Annotated in this window: 15 protein-coding genes and 1 pseudogene; 6 read left to right on the top strand and 10 right to left on the bottom strand. The window is 62.2% G+C overall.

From position 1 onward, the window contains the following. Positions 1–37: 37 nt before the first annotated feature. From D8Y22_RS21505 to D8Y22_RS21490, 4 genes are read left to right on the top strand one after another with little or no spacing between them, the layout of a single operon-like run. Positions 38–1,144 (top strand): branched-chain amino acid ABC transporter permease, encoded by a 1,107-nt coding sequence (locus tag D8Y22_RS21505; RefSeq protein WP_141466682.1) that lies wholly within the window; start codon positions 38–40, stop codon positions 1,142–1,144. After that, a complete protein-coding gene (locus tag D8Y22_RS21500; protein WP_141466681.1) occupies positions 1,141–2,493 on the top strand; it encodes a branched-chain amino acid ABC transporter permease in 1,353 nt (450 codons plus the stop codon). The genes D8Y22_RS21505 and D8Y22_RS21500 overlap by 4 nt, the downstream gene beginning before the upstream one ends. Beyond that, positions 2,486–3,343, top strand: a complete 858-nt coding sequence (locus D8Y22_RS21495; RefSeq protein ID WP_141466680.1) for an ABC transporter ATP-binding protein — start codon at positions 2,486–2,488, stop codon at positions 3,341–3,343. The genes D8Y22_RS21500 and D8Y22_RS21495 overlap by 8 nt, the downstream gene beginning before the upstream one ends. Beyond that, positions 3,343–4,047 (top strand): ABC transporter ATP-binding protein, encoded by a 705-nt coding sequence (locus tag D8Y22_RS21490; RefSeq protein ID WP_141466679.1) that lies wholly within the window; start codon positions 3,343–3,345, stop codon positions 4,045–4,047. The genes D8Y22_RS21495 and D8Y22_RS21490 overlap by 1 nt, the downstream gene beginning before the upstream one ends. Positions 4,048–4,271: 224 nt before the next feature. On the opposite strand, the gene D8Y22_RS21485 is transcribed toward D8Y22_RS21490, so the two are convergent. The 5 genes and pseudogenes from D8Y22_RS21485 to D8Y22_RS21465 form a co-directional block, all read right to left on the bottom strand. Then, entirely contained in the window at positions 4,272–5,450 is a 1,179-nt protein-coding gene (locus tag D8Y22_RS21485; RefSeq protein ID WP_141466678.1) for a redox-regulated ATPase YchF, read from the bottom strand. A gap of 78 nt (positions 5,451–5,528) precedes the next feature. After that, a pseudogene (locus tag D8Y22_RS21480) lies at positions 5,529–6,777 on the bottom strand (amidohydrolase). A 51-nt stretch (positions 6,778–6,828) separates the two neighbouring features. Further along, a complete protein-coding gene (locus D8Y22_RS21475; RefSeq protein WP_141466677.1) occupies positions 6,829–7,155 on the bottom strand; it encodes a DUF5615 family PIN-like protein in 327 nt (108 codons plus the stop codon). A 2-nt stretch (positions 7,156–7,157) separates the two neighbouring features. Further along, positions 7,158–7,589, bottom strand: a complete 432-nt coding sequence (locus D8Y22_RS21470) for a DUF433 domain-containing protein (protein WP_141466676.1) — start codon at positions 7,587–7,589, stop codon at positions 7,158–7,160. Positions 7,590–7,854: 265 nt separating this feature from the next. After that, the gene (locus D8Y22_RS21465; RefSeq protein WP_141466675.1) at positions 7,855–9,006 is read right to left on the bottom strand and encodes an acyl-CoA dehydrogenase family protein; all 1,152 of its coding nucleotides are present in this window, start codon (positions 9,004–9,006) and stop codon (positions 7,855–7,857) included. Positions 9,007–9,120: 114 nt separating this feature from the next. On the opposite strand from D8Y22_RS21465, the gene D8Y22_RS21460 reads away from it, so the two are divergent. Then, positions 9,121–11,097, top strand: a complete 1,977-nt coding sequence (locus D8Y22_RS21460) for a 3-hydroxyacyl-CoA dehydrogenase/enoyl-CoA hydratase family protein (RefSeq protein ID WP_141466674.1) — start codon at positions 9,121–9,123, stop codon at positions 11,095–11,097. Between the two features lie 251 nt (positions 11,098–11,348). Continuing rightward, the gene (locus D8Y22_RS21455) at positions 11,349–11,912 is read left to right on the top strand and encodes a HalX domain-containing protein (RefSeq protein WP_141466673.1); all 564 of its coding nucleotides are present in this window, start codon (positions 11,349–11,351) and stop codon (positions 11,910–11,912) included. 1 nt (position 11,913) lies between these two features. Here D8Y22_RS21455 and D8Y22_RS21450 read toward each other — a convergent pair whose 3' ends face one another. From D8Y22_RS21450 to D8Y22_RS21430, 5 genes are all read right to left on the bottom strand, one after another. Further along, positions 11,914–13,902, bottom strand: a complete 1,989-nt coding sequence (locus D8Y22_RS21450) for a PAS domain S-box protein (protein WP_141466672.1) — start codon at positions 13,900–13,902, stop codon at positions 11,914–11,916. A 325-nt stretch (positions 13,903–14,227) separates the two neighbouring features. Next, complete coding sequence (locus tag D8Y22_RS21445; protein ID WP_141466671.1) at positions 14,228–15,379, bottom strand: acyl-CoA dehydrogenase family protein; 1,152 nt, start codon at positions 15,377–15,379, stop codon at positions 14,228–14,230. A 103-nt stretch (positions 15,380–15,482) separates the two neighbouring features. Beyond that, the gene (locus D8Y22_RS21440) at positions 15,483–15,917 is read right to left on the bottom strand and encodes a hypothetical protein (RefSeq protein WP_141466670.1); all 435 of its coding nucleotides are present in this window, start codon (positions 15,915–15,917) and stop codon (positions 15,483–15,485) included. Between the two features lie 198 nt (positions 15,918–16,115). Beyond that, complete coding sequence (locus D8Y22_RS21435) at positions 16,116–16,493, bottom strand: cupin domain-containing protein (RefSeq protein ID WP_141466669.1); 378 nt, start codon at positions 16,491–16,493, stop codon at positions 16,116–16,118. Positions 16,494–16,891: 398 nt separating this feature from the next. Beyond that, positions 16,892–18,586, bottom strand: a complete 1,695-nt coding sequence (locus D8Y22_RS21430; RefSeq protein ID WP_141466668.1) for a class I adenylate-forming enzyme family protein — start codon at positions 18,584–18,586, stop codon at positions 16,892–16,894. Positions 18,587–18,589: the final 3 nt, after the last annotated feature.

Raw genomic sequence — 18,589 nt, 5'->3', positions numbered from 1 at the left:
GTGAGGTATTTCAACTCCCGGTGTAACACTCGCACGTATGAGTACAGGCAGTGGACAGGGACGATTTTCGAATGTGACGGCCCAAGACGTCGTTGGTGGGTTACTGTTACTTGGGATCGCCGTTCTGATTCTCGATCTGATACGGCTGGTCGTAACCGGTGGTCTACCACTGGGGCGGTTGTGGGCGTACGTATGGAACGGAATTGTCGACTCGCTGTACATCGGACTTGCCGCGATCGGTCTCTCGATGACCTACAGCATTCTTCGATTCGCGAACTTCTCGCACGGTGATCTCGTGACGACGGGTGCCTTCTCCGGGTGGACGGCCGCCTACCTCGTCGGCGGACTCGGCGTGGCCGAGTTGAGTAGTCGATTGTTACTTCGAGCCGACGGCGGCGCACAGCCTGGGTCTGTCGGCATGGATGTCCTCTCTGCGCCGCTTGCGATCGTCGTCGGGCTGATCGTCGCCGCGATCATCACGATCGGCGTCGCGCTGGCGATCGATCGACTCGTCTACAAGCGGCTTCGTGACGCCGGTGGGATTCCGTTGCTCATCGCCAGCGTCGGGGTCGCGCTCGCGCTCCGATATCTGATCGCGTTTTTTTACACGACCGAAACGCGAGGCGTCGTCGCATCGGCGCCCCAGCCGGAAGCACCCGGTTTCCTCCCGATGGAGACGATCAATTTGCACGAAGCGACGCTCGTCATCTCTGCACTGACGTTGATTCTCGGCATCCACCTCCTCTTGCAGTATACAAAACTCGGCAAGTCGATGCGGGCGATGTCGGACAACAAGGATCTCGCGCTCATTACGGGGATTCCGACCGAACGCGTGATCTTCGCGACGTGGGTTATCGGTTCCGGACTGGCGGGGGTCGCCGGCTACCTGATCGTCCTCGATCGTGGCCAGATCACCATCAACCTCGGCTGGTTCCTGCTACTGTTGATCTTCGCTGCAGTCATTCTCGGCGGTATCGGCTCGATCTACGGCGCACTCGCTGGCTCGCTCGTGATCGGCCTGACGATCAACCTCTCGCTGGTCTGGATTCCGGCCGACATGAACGAGATCGCCGCGTTTACGCTGATGATCCTCGTGTTGATTTTCAAACCTGACGGCCTCTTCGGCGGGGTGGAGACGGCATGAGTGACGATCGGACCACCGGGGACGGACTGCTCGACGGCGTCCGCGAGTCTGATCTGCCACAGTGGGCCACCGATCTGGGACTTATCGCCGGCATCGTCCTCGCAACCTACGTCGGGTTCGCGGTACTGGGCCTGCTTACCGGCGTCAGCGTCAACGCCATCGCGGGATTCCTCCAGACCGTGACGTTTTACGCGGCCGTCTACGCGCTCGTGGCGCTCGCGTTGAACCTTCATTGGGGATATACGGGGCTGTTCAACATCGGTGTGGCCGGCTTCATGGCCGTCGGCGTCTACACGATGGCGATCTTGACCGCCGCACCCGATGGCTCCCCGGCCGGACTCGGACTCCCGATCCCGATCGGCGTCGTCGGCGGGATGATCGCGGCCGCCCTCGTCGGCTTCGTCGCTGCACTCCCGGCGCTTCGCGTTCGCGCCGACTACTTCGCCATCGTCACGCTGGGTCTCTCGGAGATTATCCGGCTTTCGCTGCTCTCCGGCGCCCTCCGTTCGTTCGAAATCGGCGGCACGGAGTACGGTACCGGCGGCGGCAGCGGCATTCGGTACACGCCCGTCGACAGCGTCATCCCGTGGCTCCTCGAGCGTCCGGTCTTTGGCTTCGTCGGCGACCAGTTGTTCGCCCTCGGGACCATACTCGGTATCCAGCCGTCCGTGATTCAGGGCGCCCTCTATACTGGTGTCTTGATCGTGTTCGTCGTCGCGTTCTACCTGCTGTTGACTCGGATCACGTACTCGCCGTTCGGTCGGCTGCTCAAGGCCATTCGGGAAGACGAACTCGCTGCACGGTCGCTCGGGAAGAACACGGATCGAACGAAGATCATCGTGTTCATGGTCGGTTGTGGACTGATGGGGCTGGCCGGAATCCTCTGGCAGGGCAGCCGAAGTCTGGTTAGTCCGGATAGCTTCATGCCGATCGTCACCTTCTACATCTTCGTCGCACTGATCGTCGGCGGCGAGGGCTCGAACACCGGCAGCGTCATCGGCGGCTTCGCGTTCGCCGCCTTCCTTTGGGAAGGACCGCGATTCATCAGAACGATCGTCCGCACGCACGCCGACGTTCGTGCACCGCCGACCATCTACGACGCGTTCGTCGCACTCGGCGGTGGCGATCCGCTGGCGCTCGTCGGCTACATGATCGGAACGCTCGACGAAATTCGCTTCATCCTCGTCGGCGTCGTCCTCATCTTGCTCATGATCTGGCGACCGGACGGACTGCTCGGCCACCGCAAGGAAATCGCCGCGGCGACCGATCTCTCGCGACGACCGACCGCAACCGACGGCGGGCAGACGGGCGAGGAGGCGGCAACGACCGGAGGTGAGACCGATGAGTGATGTCGAAACCGAACCGACAGCCGACGCCGCGACGACCACGAGCGAGGACAGTACTGAAGCGACCGGGAGCCGACTGGACGAGATGCCGATCTTGCGCGTCGACGACCTCGTCAAACGATTCGGCGGTATTACCGCGATCGATGGCGCGAGCTTCGAGGTCGAACGCGGCACTATCACGGGGCTGATCGGGCCCAACGGGGCCGGAAAATCGACGACGTTCAACTGCATTACTGGCGTTCACGAACCAAGCGAAGGGTCGGTCGTCTTCGAGGGAACGGACATCACGAGTCGCCGGACCCATCAGATCGCCACCGAAGGGCTGGTCCGGACGTTCCAGATCGCTCGCGAACTCCCCGAGATGACGGTCCTCGAGAACATGATGCTTGCACCCCAGGGCCAACTGGGCGAATCGTTGTGGCGGTCGGTCGCCCCGATCGCACGTCGGGAGGTCGTCCGCGAGGAAGAACAACTTCGCCAGCGCGCCTGGGACACCCTCGAGTTCTTCGAGATCGATCATCTCGCTCACGACTACGCCGGCACCCTCTCGGGCGGCCAGCGAAAACTCCTCGAGATGGCACGAGCGCTGTTGACCGATCCCGAGATGATGCTGCTCGACGAGCCGATGGCCGGGGTCAACCCCTCCCTCGAGAAGAAACTGCTCGAGCACGTCCATGAACTCCAGGAACAGGGCTATACGTTCCTCTTGGTCGAACACGACATGGACGTCATCATGAACCACTGCGAACACGTCATCGTCATGCATCAAGGACAGGTCCTCGCCGAAGGTCCGGCGGCCGAAATCAAATCGAACGACGAGGTCATCGAGGCCTACCTCGGAGGTGAGGTCTGATGGCGCTGCTCGAGGTTGCGGATTTGGACGCCGGCTACGGCGACTTACAGATCCTGGAGGGCGTCGACCTCATTGTCGACGACGGCGAGTACGTCACCATCGTCGGTCCGAACGGTGCCGGCAAATCGACGGTGATGAAATCGATCTTCGGGTTGACGGCGTATATGGGCGGCGCAGTCGAGTTCGACGACGAGGGAATCCACGGCTACCGTCCCGAAGATATCATTCGAACGGGCATCGGCTACGTCCCCCAAAACGACAACGTCTTCCCGTCGCTGTCGGTCAAGGAAAACCTCGAGATGGGTGCCTACATCTTAGACGAGGTCCCCGAGGATCGCATGCGGCGCATCTACGACCGATTTCCCATCTTAGAGGAGCGCAAGAGTCAGAAGGCGGGCACCATGAGCGGCGGCCAACAGCAGATGCTCGCGATGGGACGGGCGCTGATGCTCGAGCCGGATCTGTTGATGCTCGACGAACCGAGTGCCGGCCTTGCCCCCGACCTGGTCGACGACATGTTCGATCGGATCGACGAGATCAACGACGACGGGACGGCAATCTTGCTCGTCGAGCAAAACGCCAAGGAAGCGCTGCGTCGCTGCGATCGAGGCTACGTGCTCGTCCAGGGCCAGAACCGATACGAGGACAGCGGCGACGCGCTACTCGCCGACGACCAGGTTCGACAGGACTTCCTCGGCGGTTGATCGCTTGCCTCGCCTGGCTGTCAGACCGAGTGTTGATTTCAGCAGTGAAGGCAGCGTCGCAGTCTCTCTTTGTCGATCATGGAAGCCCGACCACAGCATGGATACGGCTCGGCCACGTCCATTCTGCTTCCCGAACGAGCCCGCAGGTCGGCTGCTCGAGCGATCGAGCGTTCGCGAACTCCGAGTGGCGGCGTGGACCCATCGTTGTCCGTGGAGGTTGTTCGTCAATTAGTACTCACGATCTTGATTACGTCGCCCTCCTCGAGTTCGTAGTCGTCGCCGATCTCGCGGTCCGATTTCGCGTTGACCGCGTGGAGATAGCCGTCGCCGATGTCGGAGTGGACGGCGTAAGCGAGGTCGACGGGCGTCGAGCCGTCGGGTAGCAGAAAGGCGTCGGGCAGGACGTTCCCGCTCCCGTCGGACCACTTCGAGGCGTCCTCGACCGGGTAGGCGGTCAGGTGCTCGAGCAGGTCGTAGACGGCGTCGTTCAGCGCCGACTGGACGCCGGTGCCGTCCCACTTGGCCATCGTGTCGGCTAATTCCTCGAGGGCCTCACGTTGGGCGTCGCTGACGCCGTCGCCGATCTCGAGGGTATCGTCGCCCGGATCGTAGTCGACGAGGCCGTTGTCGGCGGCCCGACGCAGCGCGAGTTCGCCCTCGGCGGTGGTCGGAATCACGGGTTTGTCGAGCTCGAGTAGTTTCTCGATGTTCTCCGCGGGCGCGATATCGATCTTGTTCGCCGCGACGACGATCGGTTTGGTTCGCTCGCGGACCAGTCCCGCGAGTTCTTCGCGGTGGTCGTCCTCCCACTGGATCGGGTCCGCGGGATACTCAAGCTCACGCAGTACCTTCGCGATCTGGGTCGGCGACGCGCCAAAGCCCGAGAGCATCTCCGTCAGCGCATCGTCGATGTCGAAGTCGGGCGATCGGGATTTGCGCTCGACGGACTCCCAGTTGTCCTCGACGATACCGGCAAGCCAGAGATCCATCTCTTCCTCGACGAAGTCGATGTCCTCGAGCGGGTCGTGTGTGCCGACGTCGACGGGTTCGCCCTTCTCGTTGGTGCCGCCGGAGGCGTCAACGACGTTGATTATCACGTCGGCGTTGGTCAGTTCGTCCAGAAACTGGTTGCCCAGTCCCTTCCCCTCGTGGGCACCCGGCACGAGCCCCGCGATGTCGAGCAACTCGACCGGGACGTAGCGCTTGCCGTCCTCGCAGTTGTCGGCGTTACAGCGCTCCCCGCGCTCGAGGCAGGGGCAGTCGGTCCGGACGTAGCTGACGCCCCGGTTCGCGTCGATCGTCGTGAAGGGGTAGTTCGCGACGTCGACTTCCGCCATCGTCGCCGCGGTGTAGAACGTGGACTTGCCGGCGTTTGGCTTTCCGGCAAGCGCGATCGAAAGCATGGCGGATCCTTCTCCTGTTGCCCAGAATTGCCTTTCGGTTCGATCGGTCAGAGAGGAATCGGTCCGCCGGTGGCCGTCTTACAGGTTCGTTGCCGCGTCTCGCGCGCGCTCGAGCACGGCACGCTCCTCGAGCGTCTGGACTTCGCGATCCCGCATGAGCACCTGCCCGTCACAGACGGTGTGGCGCACGTCGTCGGCCCGCGCCGCGTACGCGAGGTGGCTCACGAGGTCATGTGCCGGGGTCAGATGTGCCGACTCGAGGTCGATCACCGCCAGATCGGCGGGCGCGCCGGCTGCGAGACGACCCGAATTGAATCCGAGCGCGTCGGCGCTGCCCGCCGTGAGCATCCGGACGACTGCCTCGGCGTCGACGGCGCTGGCGTCATCAGCGGCGAGTTTGCCGAGCATGGCGGCATCGCGGGCCTCCCCGAGCATCGAGAGATCGTTGTTCGAGGCCGCGTCGGTACCGAGGCCGACGGCCACGCCGGCCTCGAGCATGCGCTGTACGGGAGCCATCCCGCTGGCGAGTTTCATGTTCGAGGCGGGACAGTGGATCACGCTCGTTCCCGCGTCGGCCAGCAACTCGATCTCGGTGTCGTCGACGTGGACGCCGTGGGCGACGAAGTCATCCGGCTCGAGCAGGCCGTATTCGGCGGCGTAAGACAGCGGCCGAACGCCGTACTCCTCGGCGATCGGCGTCACCTCGTTCAGCGTCTCGTTTGCGTGGTAGTGGATCGACACGCCGAGGTTGCGAGCTTTCGGGACGAATTCCTCGAGATACTCGGTGCCGACGGTCACCAGCGAGTGGGGCATGAACGCCGTCGAAATGCGCCCGTCGGCCGCGCCGTCGTACTTGCGGGCGAACGCGAGACTCTCCTCGGCGTCGGCCCGTGCTGGCTCGTCGCCCTTCCCAGCGGTCACGATACCGTGGCCGAGCATCGCGCGGACGCCCGCTCGCTCGACGGCGTCGGCGATTTCCGGCACGTGAAAGTACATCTCGGCGAACCCGGTCGTCCCGGATTTGATCATCTCGAGGACGCCCAGTTCGGCACCAGCGCGGATATCTTCGGGTTCGAACTCGCTCTCGGCCGGCCAGATGTCCGCCTCGAGCCAGCGATCCAGCGGCTTGTCGTCGGCCAGCCCCCGGAGCAACGTCATCGGGGTATGACAGTGGCCGTTGACGAACCCCGGTGTCACGAGTGTGTGCTCGGCGTCGAGGACCGATCTCGAGAATCGTCCCGTCGTCCTGATCGATCAGTACGTCGGCGCGAGAAATCGACAGATCGGGCAGGAGGACGCGGCCGCCGGATACTGAAAGCGTCGTCATGGCTCGCCGTTCTCGCTCCGACGTAATATACTGGGGCGACACGGTGACCGCTCAAGCCCACTCGCCCGGTACGAATTCTCGAACGTCGCTACGGTCTGTATAGACGGCGTCGATAGCCGCGAGTGCGGCAGTGACGTCACCCGGTGATGGCAGTTCGGTCTGGTGATATAGCACGACGCCGCGATCCTGCTCGTACTCGAGGTGATCGTCGTCTTCGGTGAAGATGACCCAGTCGTTCGCCGCTGCGTATCGTCCAATTTCGTCGTCTTGAGCGTCCTGTGCGAGCACTTCACGGACCGTCACGACGGTGATCCAGTCCGGCTGTCGGAACGCCTCGGTGTACTGTTCGTTGACGTTGTGGTCGCACAACAGTCGCACGGTTACGCTCCCGTCTCGGACTCTTCGGTGCTGGGGGCACGACTCTGGCTTCGAAGCCGGTACTTCGTCGCTTTCCGCTGCATTCGAATCACGTCCATCGCCTCGGGATGGTCGTCGTAGTACTCGAGTGCAACACGCACCTGTCGTCTAGAGAGGTCGGGGTAGCCGTTCAAAATCTCCTCGACCGTTTGCCCCCCTTCACGGATGCTTTCGCCGATCGTAAACACCCCGATACGCGTACCCTCAAGTCGGGGCTTGCCACCGAGCGTCTCGGGCGTTTTGACGACCCGCGCCTCGTCGTCACGCGAGACTGTGTCGTCGAGTCGCTCGAGCGCTTGCGTCCGTGTTTCACCCCGGGCTTCAACACCGGTTGCTTCGTCGATGGCGATCCACTCGTCGGCATCACGAGTCAGCGTGATCGTGTCTGTGCTCATTCGTATCGGTCCCCGTCAGTCGGGTTCGGCGAGCGCGTTCTGTGGCCGCCACGGTAATCGGGTCGGCACTGCGTCTGTGCTCCGCGCTCGCTCATACGGGCAGGTAAACGCGCTATCAACTAAAGCCCACCTCCTCTTTCGGAAGCCGGCCCGTGCCCGTATGACTCGGAGCGAGTGAAACGAGCGAAGGGAAAGGAGGAGCGCTTGTAATCGAATTTTTGCCGAGGGTGCGCCAAGGCGTACCCCCAGAGCAAAACTTCGGTTTCTAGAACCCTTTGCCGAGCAGTTCGCGGGCGATGACGTTCTTCTGGATCTCGGTGGTGCCCTCGTAGATCTGGGTGATCTTGGCGTCGCGGTAGAAGCGTTCGACGGGGAAGTCGTTGACGTAGCCGGCGCCGCCGTGGATCTGGAGGGCCTCGTTGGCCACCTCGACGGCGGTCCGAGAGGCGTGCTCCTTGGCCATGGAGGCGAGTTTGGTGACGTCGTTGCCCTGTTCGACGTTCCAGGCGGCCTTGTAGGTCAGGTTGCGAGCGGCCTCGGTTTCGGTCGCCATCTCGGCGAGTTTGTGTTGGATGGCCTGGAACTCGGAGATGGACTGGCCGAACTGTTCGCGGTCCTGGGCGTACTCGAGGGCGTTGCGAAGGGCGCCTTTCGCGATCCCGACGCCCTGTGCGGCGACGCCGGCGCGGGTGGCATCGAAGAACTGCATCTGTTGCATGAAGGCGGCGTCGCGCGTGCCGATGAGGTTCTCCTCGGGGACGCGAACGTCGTCGAAGATGAGTTCGGCGGTGTCGGAGGCCCGAATCCCCATTTTGCCGGTGATCTTGTCGGCTTCGAAGCCGTCGCGGTCGGATTCGACGACGATCTGACTGAAGCCGTTGTAGCGGCCCTCGGCGTCGGGATTGGTCTTACAGAGGACGACGAAGAAGTCGCCGACGGTACCGTTGGTGATCCACATCTTGTTGCCGTTGACGACCCACTCGTCGCCGTCTTTCTCGGCTTTCGTCGAGACCGAGGAGACGTCCGAGCCGGTGTCGGGTTCGGAGATGGCAGCCCCGGAGATCTTCTCGCCGGCTGCAACCGGCTCGAGGAAGCGCTCTTTCTGGCCTTCGGTTCCGAACTCCATGATTGCCTCGGTGCCAAACGAACAGGCCAGAATCGAGAGCGCGATCCCGGGGTCGTAGGAGAACAGTTCCTCGGCGATGATGACGGTATCGAGCGTCGAGTAGCCGGCACCGCCGTACTCGATCGGGATCGACGAGCCGACGAGGCCCATCTCAGCTGCCTGATCGACGATGTCGTGGGGGAACGTCTCCTCTTCGTCGAACGCCGTCGCCTGCGGGACGATTTCGTTCTCGGCGAAGCGCTGTACCTCTTCGCGAATCTGTTGCTGTTCTTCGGTGAGACCGAATTCCATGCTTACACATTCCAACCGGCGTTGTATAGTCCTTTGTAACCCGATGTGAACCGAACGAGAGTTTCTTCGGTGAATAGGGAAACGTTGAAACAGCCGCCCGACACATGTTCGAGCATGGAGTTAGAAGATATCAACACTGTCGCAGTTCTCGGAGCCGGCAATATGGGCCACGGCATCGCGGAAGTCCTCGCGATGGCCGGCTACGACGTGAACATGCGCGATATCAACGACGAGTTCGTCCAGAACGGCTACGAGCAGATCGAGTGGTCGCTCGAGAAGCTCGCCGAGAACGACCAGCTGAGCGACGAGGAAGCCGAGGCAGCTCTCGATCGGATCTCGCCGCTGGTCGACATGGCGGAAGCGTGTGGCGATGTCGATGTCGTCGTCGAGGCCGTTCCCGAACAGATGGAGATAAAACAGGATGTCTACGAGGAACTCGAGTCCGTTGCGCCAGAGCGAACGATCTTCGCGACGAACACCTCGAGTCTCTCTATTTCGAAGCTCGCGGAGTTCACCGACCGACCCGAGCAGTTCTGCGGGATGCACTTTTTCAACCCGCCGGTCCGGATGGATCTCGTCGAGGTCATTTCGGGTGCCGAGAGCGACGAGGAGACGCTGGACGTGATCGAAGCACTGGCCGACGATATCGGCAAGTCACCCGTACGCGTCCACAAGGACTCGCCCGGCTTCATCGTCAACCGAATTCTCGTGCCCCTGATGAACGAGGCTTGCTGGCTCGTCGAGAGCGACGAAGCGACCATCGCCGAGGTCGACTCGACGACGAAGTTCGAGATGGGACTGCCGATGGGCAGTTTCGAACTCGGTGATCAGGTCGGTAACGACGTCAGCTACCACGTCCTCGAGTACATGCACGAGGTGCTGGGCGAGCCCTACGAGCCGTGTCCGCTCCTCGAGCGCACGGTCGAGAACGATGAACTCGGCAAGAAAACGGGCAAGGGCTTCTACGACTACGAGGACGGCCCGGGCGCGGAGATTCCGACCGACGAACAGTCCGACCTCGTCAAGCAGCGACTGCTCGCGTCGATGGCCAACGAGGCCGCGAAGCTGATCGGCAACGACGTTGCACCGCCCGAATCGATCGACGAGGCGACCAAACTCGGTGCCGGCTTCCCCGACGGCCCCGTCACAATGGTCGACGAGTTCGGCCTCGAGAACGCCCTCGAGGCCCTCGAAGCGGCCTACGAGGAGACGGGCCACGAACGGTACGCGCCCGCCGATTACCTCGAGGAGCGAGCGGGCGAGGGTGGCTTCTACGAGTCGGCAGACGACGATGGCGAGGGCGTCGACTTCGAGGCGATTCGCGTCGAGTACCCCGGCGAGATGGTCGGTCATATCGTCCTCGATCGGCCCCACCGGATGAACACCATCAGCGACGAACTGCTCGAGGAACTCACCGCGGCGGTCGAGTTGCTCGAGGACGACGATGACGTCCGGTCGATCCTGATTACGGGCGAGGGCGAGAAGGCGTTCTCCGCGGGCGCGGACGTCCAGAGTATGGCCGCCGGCGGGGCGGACCCGATTGCGGCCCAGGAGCTCTCCAAACAGGGCCAGCAGACGTTCGGCACGCTCGAGACCTGTGACATGCCAGTCGTCGCCGGTATCGACGGCTTCTGTCTCGGCGGCGGGATGGAGCTTGCCACCTGCGCAGACATGCGCGTCGCCAGCGAGCGCTCGGAGTTCGGCCAGCCGGAACTGGATCTCGGTCTGTTGCCGGGCTGGGGCGGGACACAGCGACTCAAACACATCGTCGGCGAGGGCCGTGCGAAAGAGATCATTCTCACGGCCGAGCGCTACGAGGCCGCGACGATGGCCGACTACGGCTTCGTCAACGAGGTCGTCGACAACGACGCCCTCGCAGAGCGCGCCCTCGAGTTGGCGACCGATCTCGCCGGCGGGCCGCCGATCGCCCAGAAGTACACCAAACGCGCGATGCTCGCGGGTCGGGACGACACCGAGGCCGGTCTCGAGTACGAGGCGTCGGCCTTTGGCCACCTGATGGCAACCGACGACCTCATGGAGGGAATCACGGCCTTCATGGGCGACGGGGAGCCGAACTTCGAAGGGAAGTAAGCGTCGACCTCGAGGTGAGCGGCGACGGTGACTGTCCCGAGACGGACTCGTTTTCGGTCAGTTGGTTTCGGTCTGGTCGACACCACTCCGTATGACGGTGGTCCGTCTCACCGTCCGGTCGCTCCCGAATCACAACCGCCACCGACGGAATAATAGTATGGTATCTTACATTTGGTCGCGAGTTTTATGTCCCAGAGGCTCAATGAGTGACTCGTGGCAGTAATGGACGGAACGAACGGAGGGGTAACCCAATGAGTGGCGAGGGGAAGATCCTCGTCGTCGACGACGAGTCTCGACTCGCGGATCTATTTGCGGCCTGGCTCGAGGCCGACTGGTCGGTCGAGACCGCCTACGACGGCGAGCAGGCACTCGAGGCGATGAGCGAGAGTGTCGATGTCGTTCTGCTGGACCGGCGGATGCCCGGGCTCTCCGGCGACGAAGTCCTCGAGAAGTTTCGCGACCGGGAGTACGACAGCCGCGTCGTCATGGTGACGGCGGTCGACCCGGACTTCGATATCATTCAGATGGGCTTTGACGACTACCTCGTCAAGCCGGTCTCGAAGGACGAACTGCTCGAGATGGTCGAAGACGTCTCGACGCGGTCGGCCTACGAAACCGACATTCAGGAGTACTACGCACTCGTCTCGAAGAAAGCGCTGCTCGAGTCCGAAAAACCCGATCGCGAGCTCGAAACCAACGAGGAGTATCAGCAACTCTGCGATCGGGTCACCGACCTCGAGTCACAGGTCAACGAGACGGTCTCCGGCATGTCCTCACACGACGATTTCGTCGGTGCATTTCAGGATCTGTCGTAGATTACTCCTCGTCGAAATCGAACTCGAACCGCGCCCCGCCGTTCTCGCTTTCGCTCGCCGTGACCGACCAGCCGTGGCCAGTCGCAACTTCTCGAACGATCCAGAGCCCGATCCCAAGACCGTCCGTCCCCGACGACACCGAGGGATCGAACAGGTCGTCACGAATGTCCGCCGGCAGTCCAGTGCCGTCGTCTTCGACGTAAAATCCGTGTCGATCGGGGGCGTCGAACGAGCCGACACGAATAGTCACCGCGATACCGTCGTCTTCGACACTGTCGTCGGCCTGTGGCCGACTGCTCGTGGAACCGTGTTCCACGCTGTTCCGAAAGAGGTTCTCGAGCAGCCGCAGGAGTCGCGACCGATCGGCGACGATCGTCGCCTGGGTGTCGATCGAGAGCGCCGCCGTCTCGGTCGAGACGTGTTCCCACGCGTCGGCGGCGATGTCTTCGAGTGCGACGGTCTCGGTGTCGGCGGCCCACTCGCCGTCGCGAGCGATCGCGAGCACGTCGTCGATGATCGACTCCATCCGATCGAGCCCGTCTCGGACCTGATCGACGTGGTCGATCGACCCCGTTTCCTCGACGAGATCGAGATAGCCCTGCGAGACGCCGAGGGGATTTCGGAGGTCGTGACTGACGATTCTGGCGAAGGCATCGAGGCGCTCGTTCTGTTCGCGCAGTTTCCGTTCGCTCCGTTTTCGCTCCGTAATGTCCCGGACGACACCGACCGAGCCGAGGAACTCGCCGTCGTCTACGAGGATGGCGATCTGTGCTTCGCTCGGAATGCGATCGCCGGTTTTCGTCTCGAGTGTCATCTCGACGGTATCGGTCTGATCGCCGTCTTCGAGTAACGACCGGATCGTCGTTCGACCGGCCGTGACGTCCGCTTCGTCAAACAGGATCGACGCGTGTTCGCCGAGCAAGCCGGCACGCGTATAGCCGGTCATCTCGACGAGTGCATCGTTGACAGTCGTGAAATGACCCTGATCGTCGAGGACGTACATACCGTCGCCTGCCGTTTCGACGAGCCGTTCGTATCGATTGAGGGCACGTTCCCGGTGAGCGAGGCGACCACGAACGGCGATCGTCTCGAGCACCGACGAGGCGGTGTCGGCGAGTGATCGGATGACCGCTTGGTCCGCCATCGACAGTGTATCGCGTGTATAAACGACGAGCACGCCGTATCGATCCTCCGCCGAGGCAAGTGGCGCGACCGCGACCGACTCCACGTCGGCTTCGAGTGCGTGGTCGGCGAGCGGTACAGCGTCCCGATTAGCGCCAACGTCCTCGAGCAGCTGTAACTCGCCACGTTGGAGCGCCTGCTCGAAGAGTGGCTGCTCGCCGCTGCCAACGCCGAAGGTTCGTTGCAAGGGCCAGTCCGTCGCGGTCGGATCGGTGAGCCAGGGGACGATCTCGCGTTCGCCCCGGTCGTACTCGCCAACCCAGGCGAACGAGAAGCGATCGATGCGCTGACACTCCTCTCGGATGACGCGTTCGACGACGATTGGCGAACGGGCGTCGACGAGCCGGTAGCGAACGCGCTCTAAGAGTTCCTCGAGGTCGTCCGGCGCATCTGCGATGCGTGGCTCCGAATCCCCGGTGACTGGCTCCGATCCCGATTGTAGTGCCGTATCGATGCCGGTGACGATGCGATCGGTAATCGCGTCCGTCAGCCGCGTCCTGGATTCCGTCTCGTCGCTCCGGGCGACGACCTCGCTCAGGACGGCAACGGAATCGCCGTCTTCGCCCCAGTGGACGAACGTCGGAATATCCGGCGCTTGGGTATCGACGGCGTCGACGACGGTCGGGACGGTCGCCACCGTACTCGCGTCGATGACGACGGCGTCGATCCCCTCGGTCTCGAGGCGCTCGACAGCTCGAGACGAGTCCTGCGCGATGACGACATCTACTGGGACGTCCGTCAGCGACAGCGTAACGGCTGCCCGCGTTGCCCGGTCGTTGCTCACACAGAGGACGCGTGGTCGACTCATAGCAGTCCGTGCACCCAGCCGTGCGATCCGACGGGTTCGAATGGACACTCCGTTTCGAGCGAGATTGTTCTTTCGACATGTCGCTCAAGCCGGTCACTGTGTTGAACTGTTCTCGACATCGACTGGGGTGAACGATAGTCGCCGTCTCAGACGGCCTCTCGTACCGGTATTCCGTTCGACCGCATGACGGGTCGCAGTCGCGCTGGCTGGTAGCGTCCCACGCCTGCACTGCAGGGTCGAATCCGCGGCGTGGGTCGAATCCAGCTGTGCTGGTTGCGGCCCATCAGTCGACGGTTGGAACGGTACCAGACTACAGCAGTCCACATCAAGACGCCTGCCCGTAGATCAGATTCCGCTGGATTTCGTTTGCGCCTTCGTAGACGACGGGGATCCGAGCGTCCCGATAGACGCGAGCGATCCGTCGCTCGTCGAGAATCGAGCGGCCGCCGTGGAACTGCATCCCCTGTTCGGCCACGTCGACTGCCGCCTCCGTCGCGGTCGTCTTCGCCAGCGCCGCCCAATAGCCCGCGTTCTCGCCGCTCTCGACCTTCTCGCAGGCGCGCCAGGTGAGCGCGCGAGCGCGCTCGAAGTCGAGGAGCATGTCGGCGAGGCCGTGTTGTACCGCCTGAAACTCGCTGATCGTCCGCCCGAACTCCTCGCGGTCGTGGACGAACTCCCAGGCCTCCTCGATGGCGGCCGCTGCCAACCCGAGGCCGTGACCCGAGACGACCAGCCGTCCCTGGTTGAAGAACTCCGCGAGCATCCAGAAGCCGGCCCCTTCGGTACCGATCAGGTTCTCTTCAGGGACGCGACAACCCTCGAGTTCGATGTGGGCCTGTTTCGAGGCGCGCATCGCCATCTTTTCGGGAATGTGTTCGGCGTCGTAGCCGTCGGTATCGGTCGGTACGATGAACATTGAGTGGTTGCCGTACCGGTTGGTCTCGTCGTCGCCGGTGCGGGCATACAGGGTCACCCAATCGGCCTCGACGCCGTTGCCGATCCAGTACTTCTCGCCGTCGATGACGTACTCGTCGCCGTCTCGTTCGGCGGTCGTCTCCATCCCCGCGAGGTCGCTGCCGGTGTCCGGCTCCGAGACGGCCAGGCCCGAACGCTGATCGCCCTCGGCGACTGGGCGAATATACTCCTCGCACTGCTGGTCGGTACCGTACTCGTAGGTCATCTCACAGCCGAAACTCGCCAGTTGCAGCGTCAGCGCGATGCCGGCGTCCGCTCGGTAGAACTCCTCGGTGATCGCGAGCAACTGTGGCAGGTCGAGACCGCGCCCACCCCACTCTTCGGGGATGTCTTGGGCGACGAGCTGTGCGTCCTGGCCGGCCTCGAGTATCTCCTCGGGATACTCGCCCGATCGAAAGTACTCCGTCGCGGCGGGTTCGATGTGCTCGTGGGCGAACTCCCTGGCTTCCTGTTTGATGTCGTGGGCGTGGTCGGGAACGATGCTGTCCTCGAGCAACTTCATGCCGTGGCCCACCACGGGACGCGGAATATAGCCGGGGGCTGCGCTGGACGGCCGTTCGTGTTTCGTGGCGTCGGCGGCAGCGCCCCAACGACCGTCGGTTCGGTCAGCGAAACGCTCGAGCGAGCTCGCCAGTGTCGGCCGCCCCGTTGGCGTGACTGTCGACGCGCCAGATGTCCCAGACGATATCGGCACAGATGTGAGCATAGAGGACGCCAGCGACGATGACTGCCAACGGGACGCTCGAGAGGGCGACGATCGAAACGAGCACGCCCGTGACGAGCAGGTGACTCAACAGCCTCGAGAGGACGCCGACGTCCCCCGGGTCGAAAATCCGCCCCTGGTCGGTAAAGACTGCAGTAGGGTGGCCCAGACAGAACTGGGCGGCGTCCCAGGAGCCAGTTTTGAACCGCGCGATGACGAAGTGATCGAGGTCGACGAGCACCCCGAGTGCGGTCCCGAACACGAGCACGCCGATGGTTGGAACGGCGACCCCGGAGACCGACACTGGCGGGAGCACGACGACGAGACCGGCGGTCACGAGCAGGGAAATGGCGGCATGGTGTTTCGAGTAGATCGGTTCTCACCTACGCTCGATGGACGACACGGACACACTAAATCGTCTCGCCGATTCTCGCGTCAGGTACTTCCCGCGAGCGTTCGACCACGAAGCACCTCGTCGATTCCTCGCCTCCTCGTCGATCCACTCAAATCATACTGGGGACCGTCTCGACCGCAATCATCCGGCAAAGCCAGTGAGCAACCACTCGCCATCGTCGCCGTTCTCGTCGCCGATACTGGGCGCACTCACGAGAACGAACGCGCTCTCCTGGTTACCGTTTTTGATCTGGCGGGTCGATTCCGGCGAGATCCAGACGGCGTCGCCGGTTTCCATCTCGATCGGTTCGTCGTCGATGACGACCGTCGCTTCGCCCTCGATGAGGACGTACACTTCCTCGTGGTCGTTGTCCGCGTGATCGTGTGGGCGGCTGTTCCAGCCCGGATCGCAGCGAGCGACGGTTACGCCGACCTGTTCCGTCTCGAGGGGGTCGCTGAGAAAGTGCATCGCACTCGAGACCTGATCGACGTCTTCGTAGTTCACCTTCCGGTAGGTCATACGTCTGTCTTCGGGCCCGTAGCAGTAAAACTACGCGTTCGTCCTCCGATCTCGAGGTGACCAGATGTCGCCCGAAGAATATATTTGAACTCTGGGTATTCAGATGATTTATATAGTGGGTGATATATTGTCTGCTCTAATGGAGAAACAAGCTTGCAGACGATAATATGCTCCCAGATAGTTTTTACGATGGTGTTATGGATAACGTTCGGCTATGAGACATCGAGCGATAGAAATTCGAAGTATGTGTATTTGTACGTATTAGCGCCGTTATGTGGCGACTAGCTGTGCCTGCCATAAATGATCGGAATATAGATATATTTTATATATCTATTATGCTAATCATTCATACCTTCTATTATGGGTTCATCTGGGTGGCTATCGACAACTATCACGAGTCAGAGATTTTCCCGGTCGACAGTTCGCTGTCGAAGTTTATACTTTTCTAACTTGTTCGTCTTGGTCGTCGGCATCTGGTCCGTGAAATCGATGTATGCCGGTCGCATGAATTCGGGCATTCGATCGTCGACGAACGCTCGCAGGTCGCGCTCGGTGAGTTCGGCTCCGGCGACGGGTTCGACCGTCACTGCGACTTCGTCTTCGCCGCCTTCGCGTGCCGGAACTGGATACGCGGCCGTCGTTTCGACCTCGCTATGGCTGTTGAGTATCTCCTGGACTTGCAGGGACGAAATATTCTCGCCGCGTCGACGAATGACATCTCCCTGCCGATCGACGTAGAAATAGTTGTCTCGATCGTCGGCGTAGGCCGAATCACCCGTGTGAAACCAGAGATTCGAAAACGCCGCGACCGTTCGTTCCGGCTTGCCGTAGTATGCTTTCAGGATGATTCCGGGTAGTTTCGGACGGACCGCGAGTTCCCCTGGGACGCCGGTATCCGTCCGTTCGTCGCGGTCGTCGAGCGTCGTCACCTCCATAATCGATTCGATCGGCCGACCCATGTATCGGTCGTCCGGGGCGGCGTCGATCACGGGTGCGCCGATGCTCTCGACATCGTTGGCGATCGTCTCCGGGGGCTTTCCGCGACGAACGTCGGTCGATGTCGCATCGTCACCCCGGGCCGCGCGAATAGCTCCAGCGATGGGCATCCCCGATTCGGTCTGTCCGAAGCCGACGGTGACGAAATCGAAGCCGAAATCGGATGCCATCCGTTCGTACTGTTCGGGCAACGGCTGCATGTGGACTTTGTTGAGCGTCGTCGGTGTGTCTCGCTGGCCCTGTTTCTCGAGCCACGTCGCCATTACCGACACGAGCGTCACCGTCGTGGCCTCGTACTCGTCGATGCGGTCCCAGAAGTCGGTCGGACTGAATCGATCCCAGAGGACCGTCGGCGCGCCCGCAATCCAGCCGCTGTGAAGATCGAAGTACACACCGCCGACGTGATACATCGGTAACGAGGTGTGGACGACGTCGTCGCTGTTCAGCAGCTGTTGTCGAAAGAGCGTGTAGTTGGCGAAAATCCACCGGTAGGGGATCACGACCCCCTTCGGCATCCCGGTCGTCCCCGACGTATAGACGATGCTCGCTTCGTCGTCCCAGGATACCTCGACCGGCGGCTCGTCGTCGTTTCCGTCCCGAAGCTCGTCGAAGGATGTCGCCGAAAACTGATCCGCAGGCGACTCGCCCTCGTCGTCGGCCTCGACGACAACGACGTCGGGAACCGATCGTATGCCGTCGGCGATAGCGTTGAGTCGATCGACGTACTGCTCCTCGATAATCAGTAGTTCTGGTGCTGTATCGTTGATCTGGTACGACAGCGCATCCCCCTTGTACTCGAAATTGATCGGCGAGTACACCATCCCTGCCTTGTTGATCCCGACCATCGAGAGCACGGCTGTGAGTGGGTTGCTCGCCATGACCGACACCTTCTCTTGGTGATTGATCCCCGCCTCGAGCAGCGAGTTCGCGATTCGATTCGCGACGTCGTTCAGTTCGTCGAACGTGTACGTTCGATCGCTTGGCCCGTACACGATTGCGGGCTGATCGCCGATCTGATCGGCGCGATTTCGCAATAGATCGGAAAGCGTGACGCAAAGCAGTGGCTGCTGATCGTAACTGGTCGTCCACTCGTTCATGGG

Source organism: Salinadaptatus halalkaliphilus (genome assembly GCF_006543045.1).
Classification (GTDB): domain Archaea; phylum Halobacteriota; class Halobacteria; order Halobacteriales; family Natrialbaceae; genus Salinadaptatus; species Salinadaptatus halalkaliphilus.
Note: the sequence above shows the minus strand (reverse complement) of the source record. Positions and strands in the feature narration are given on the sequence as shown.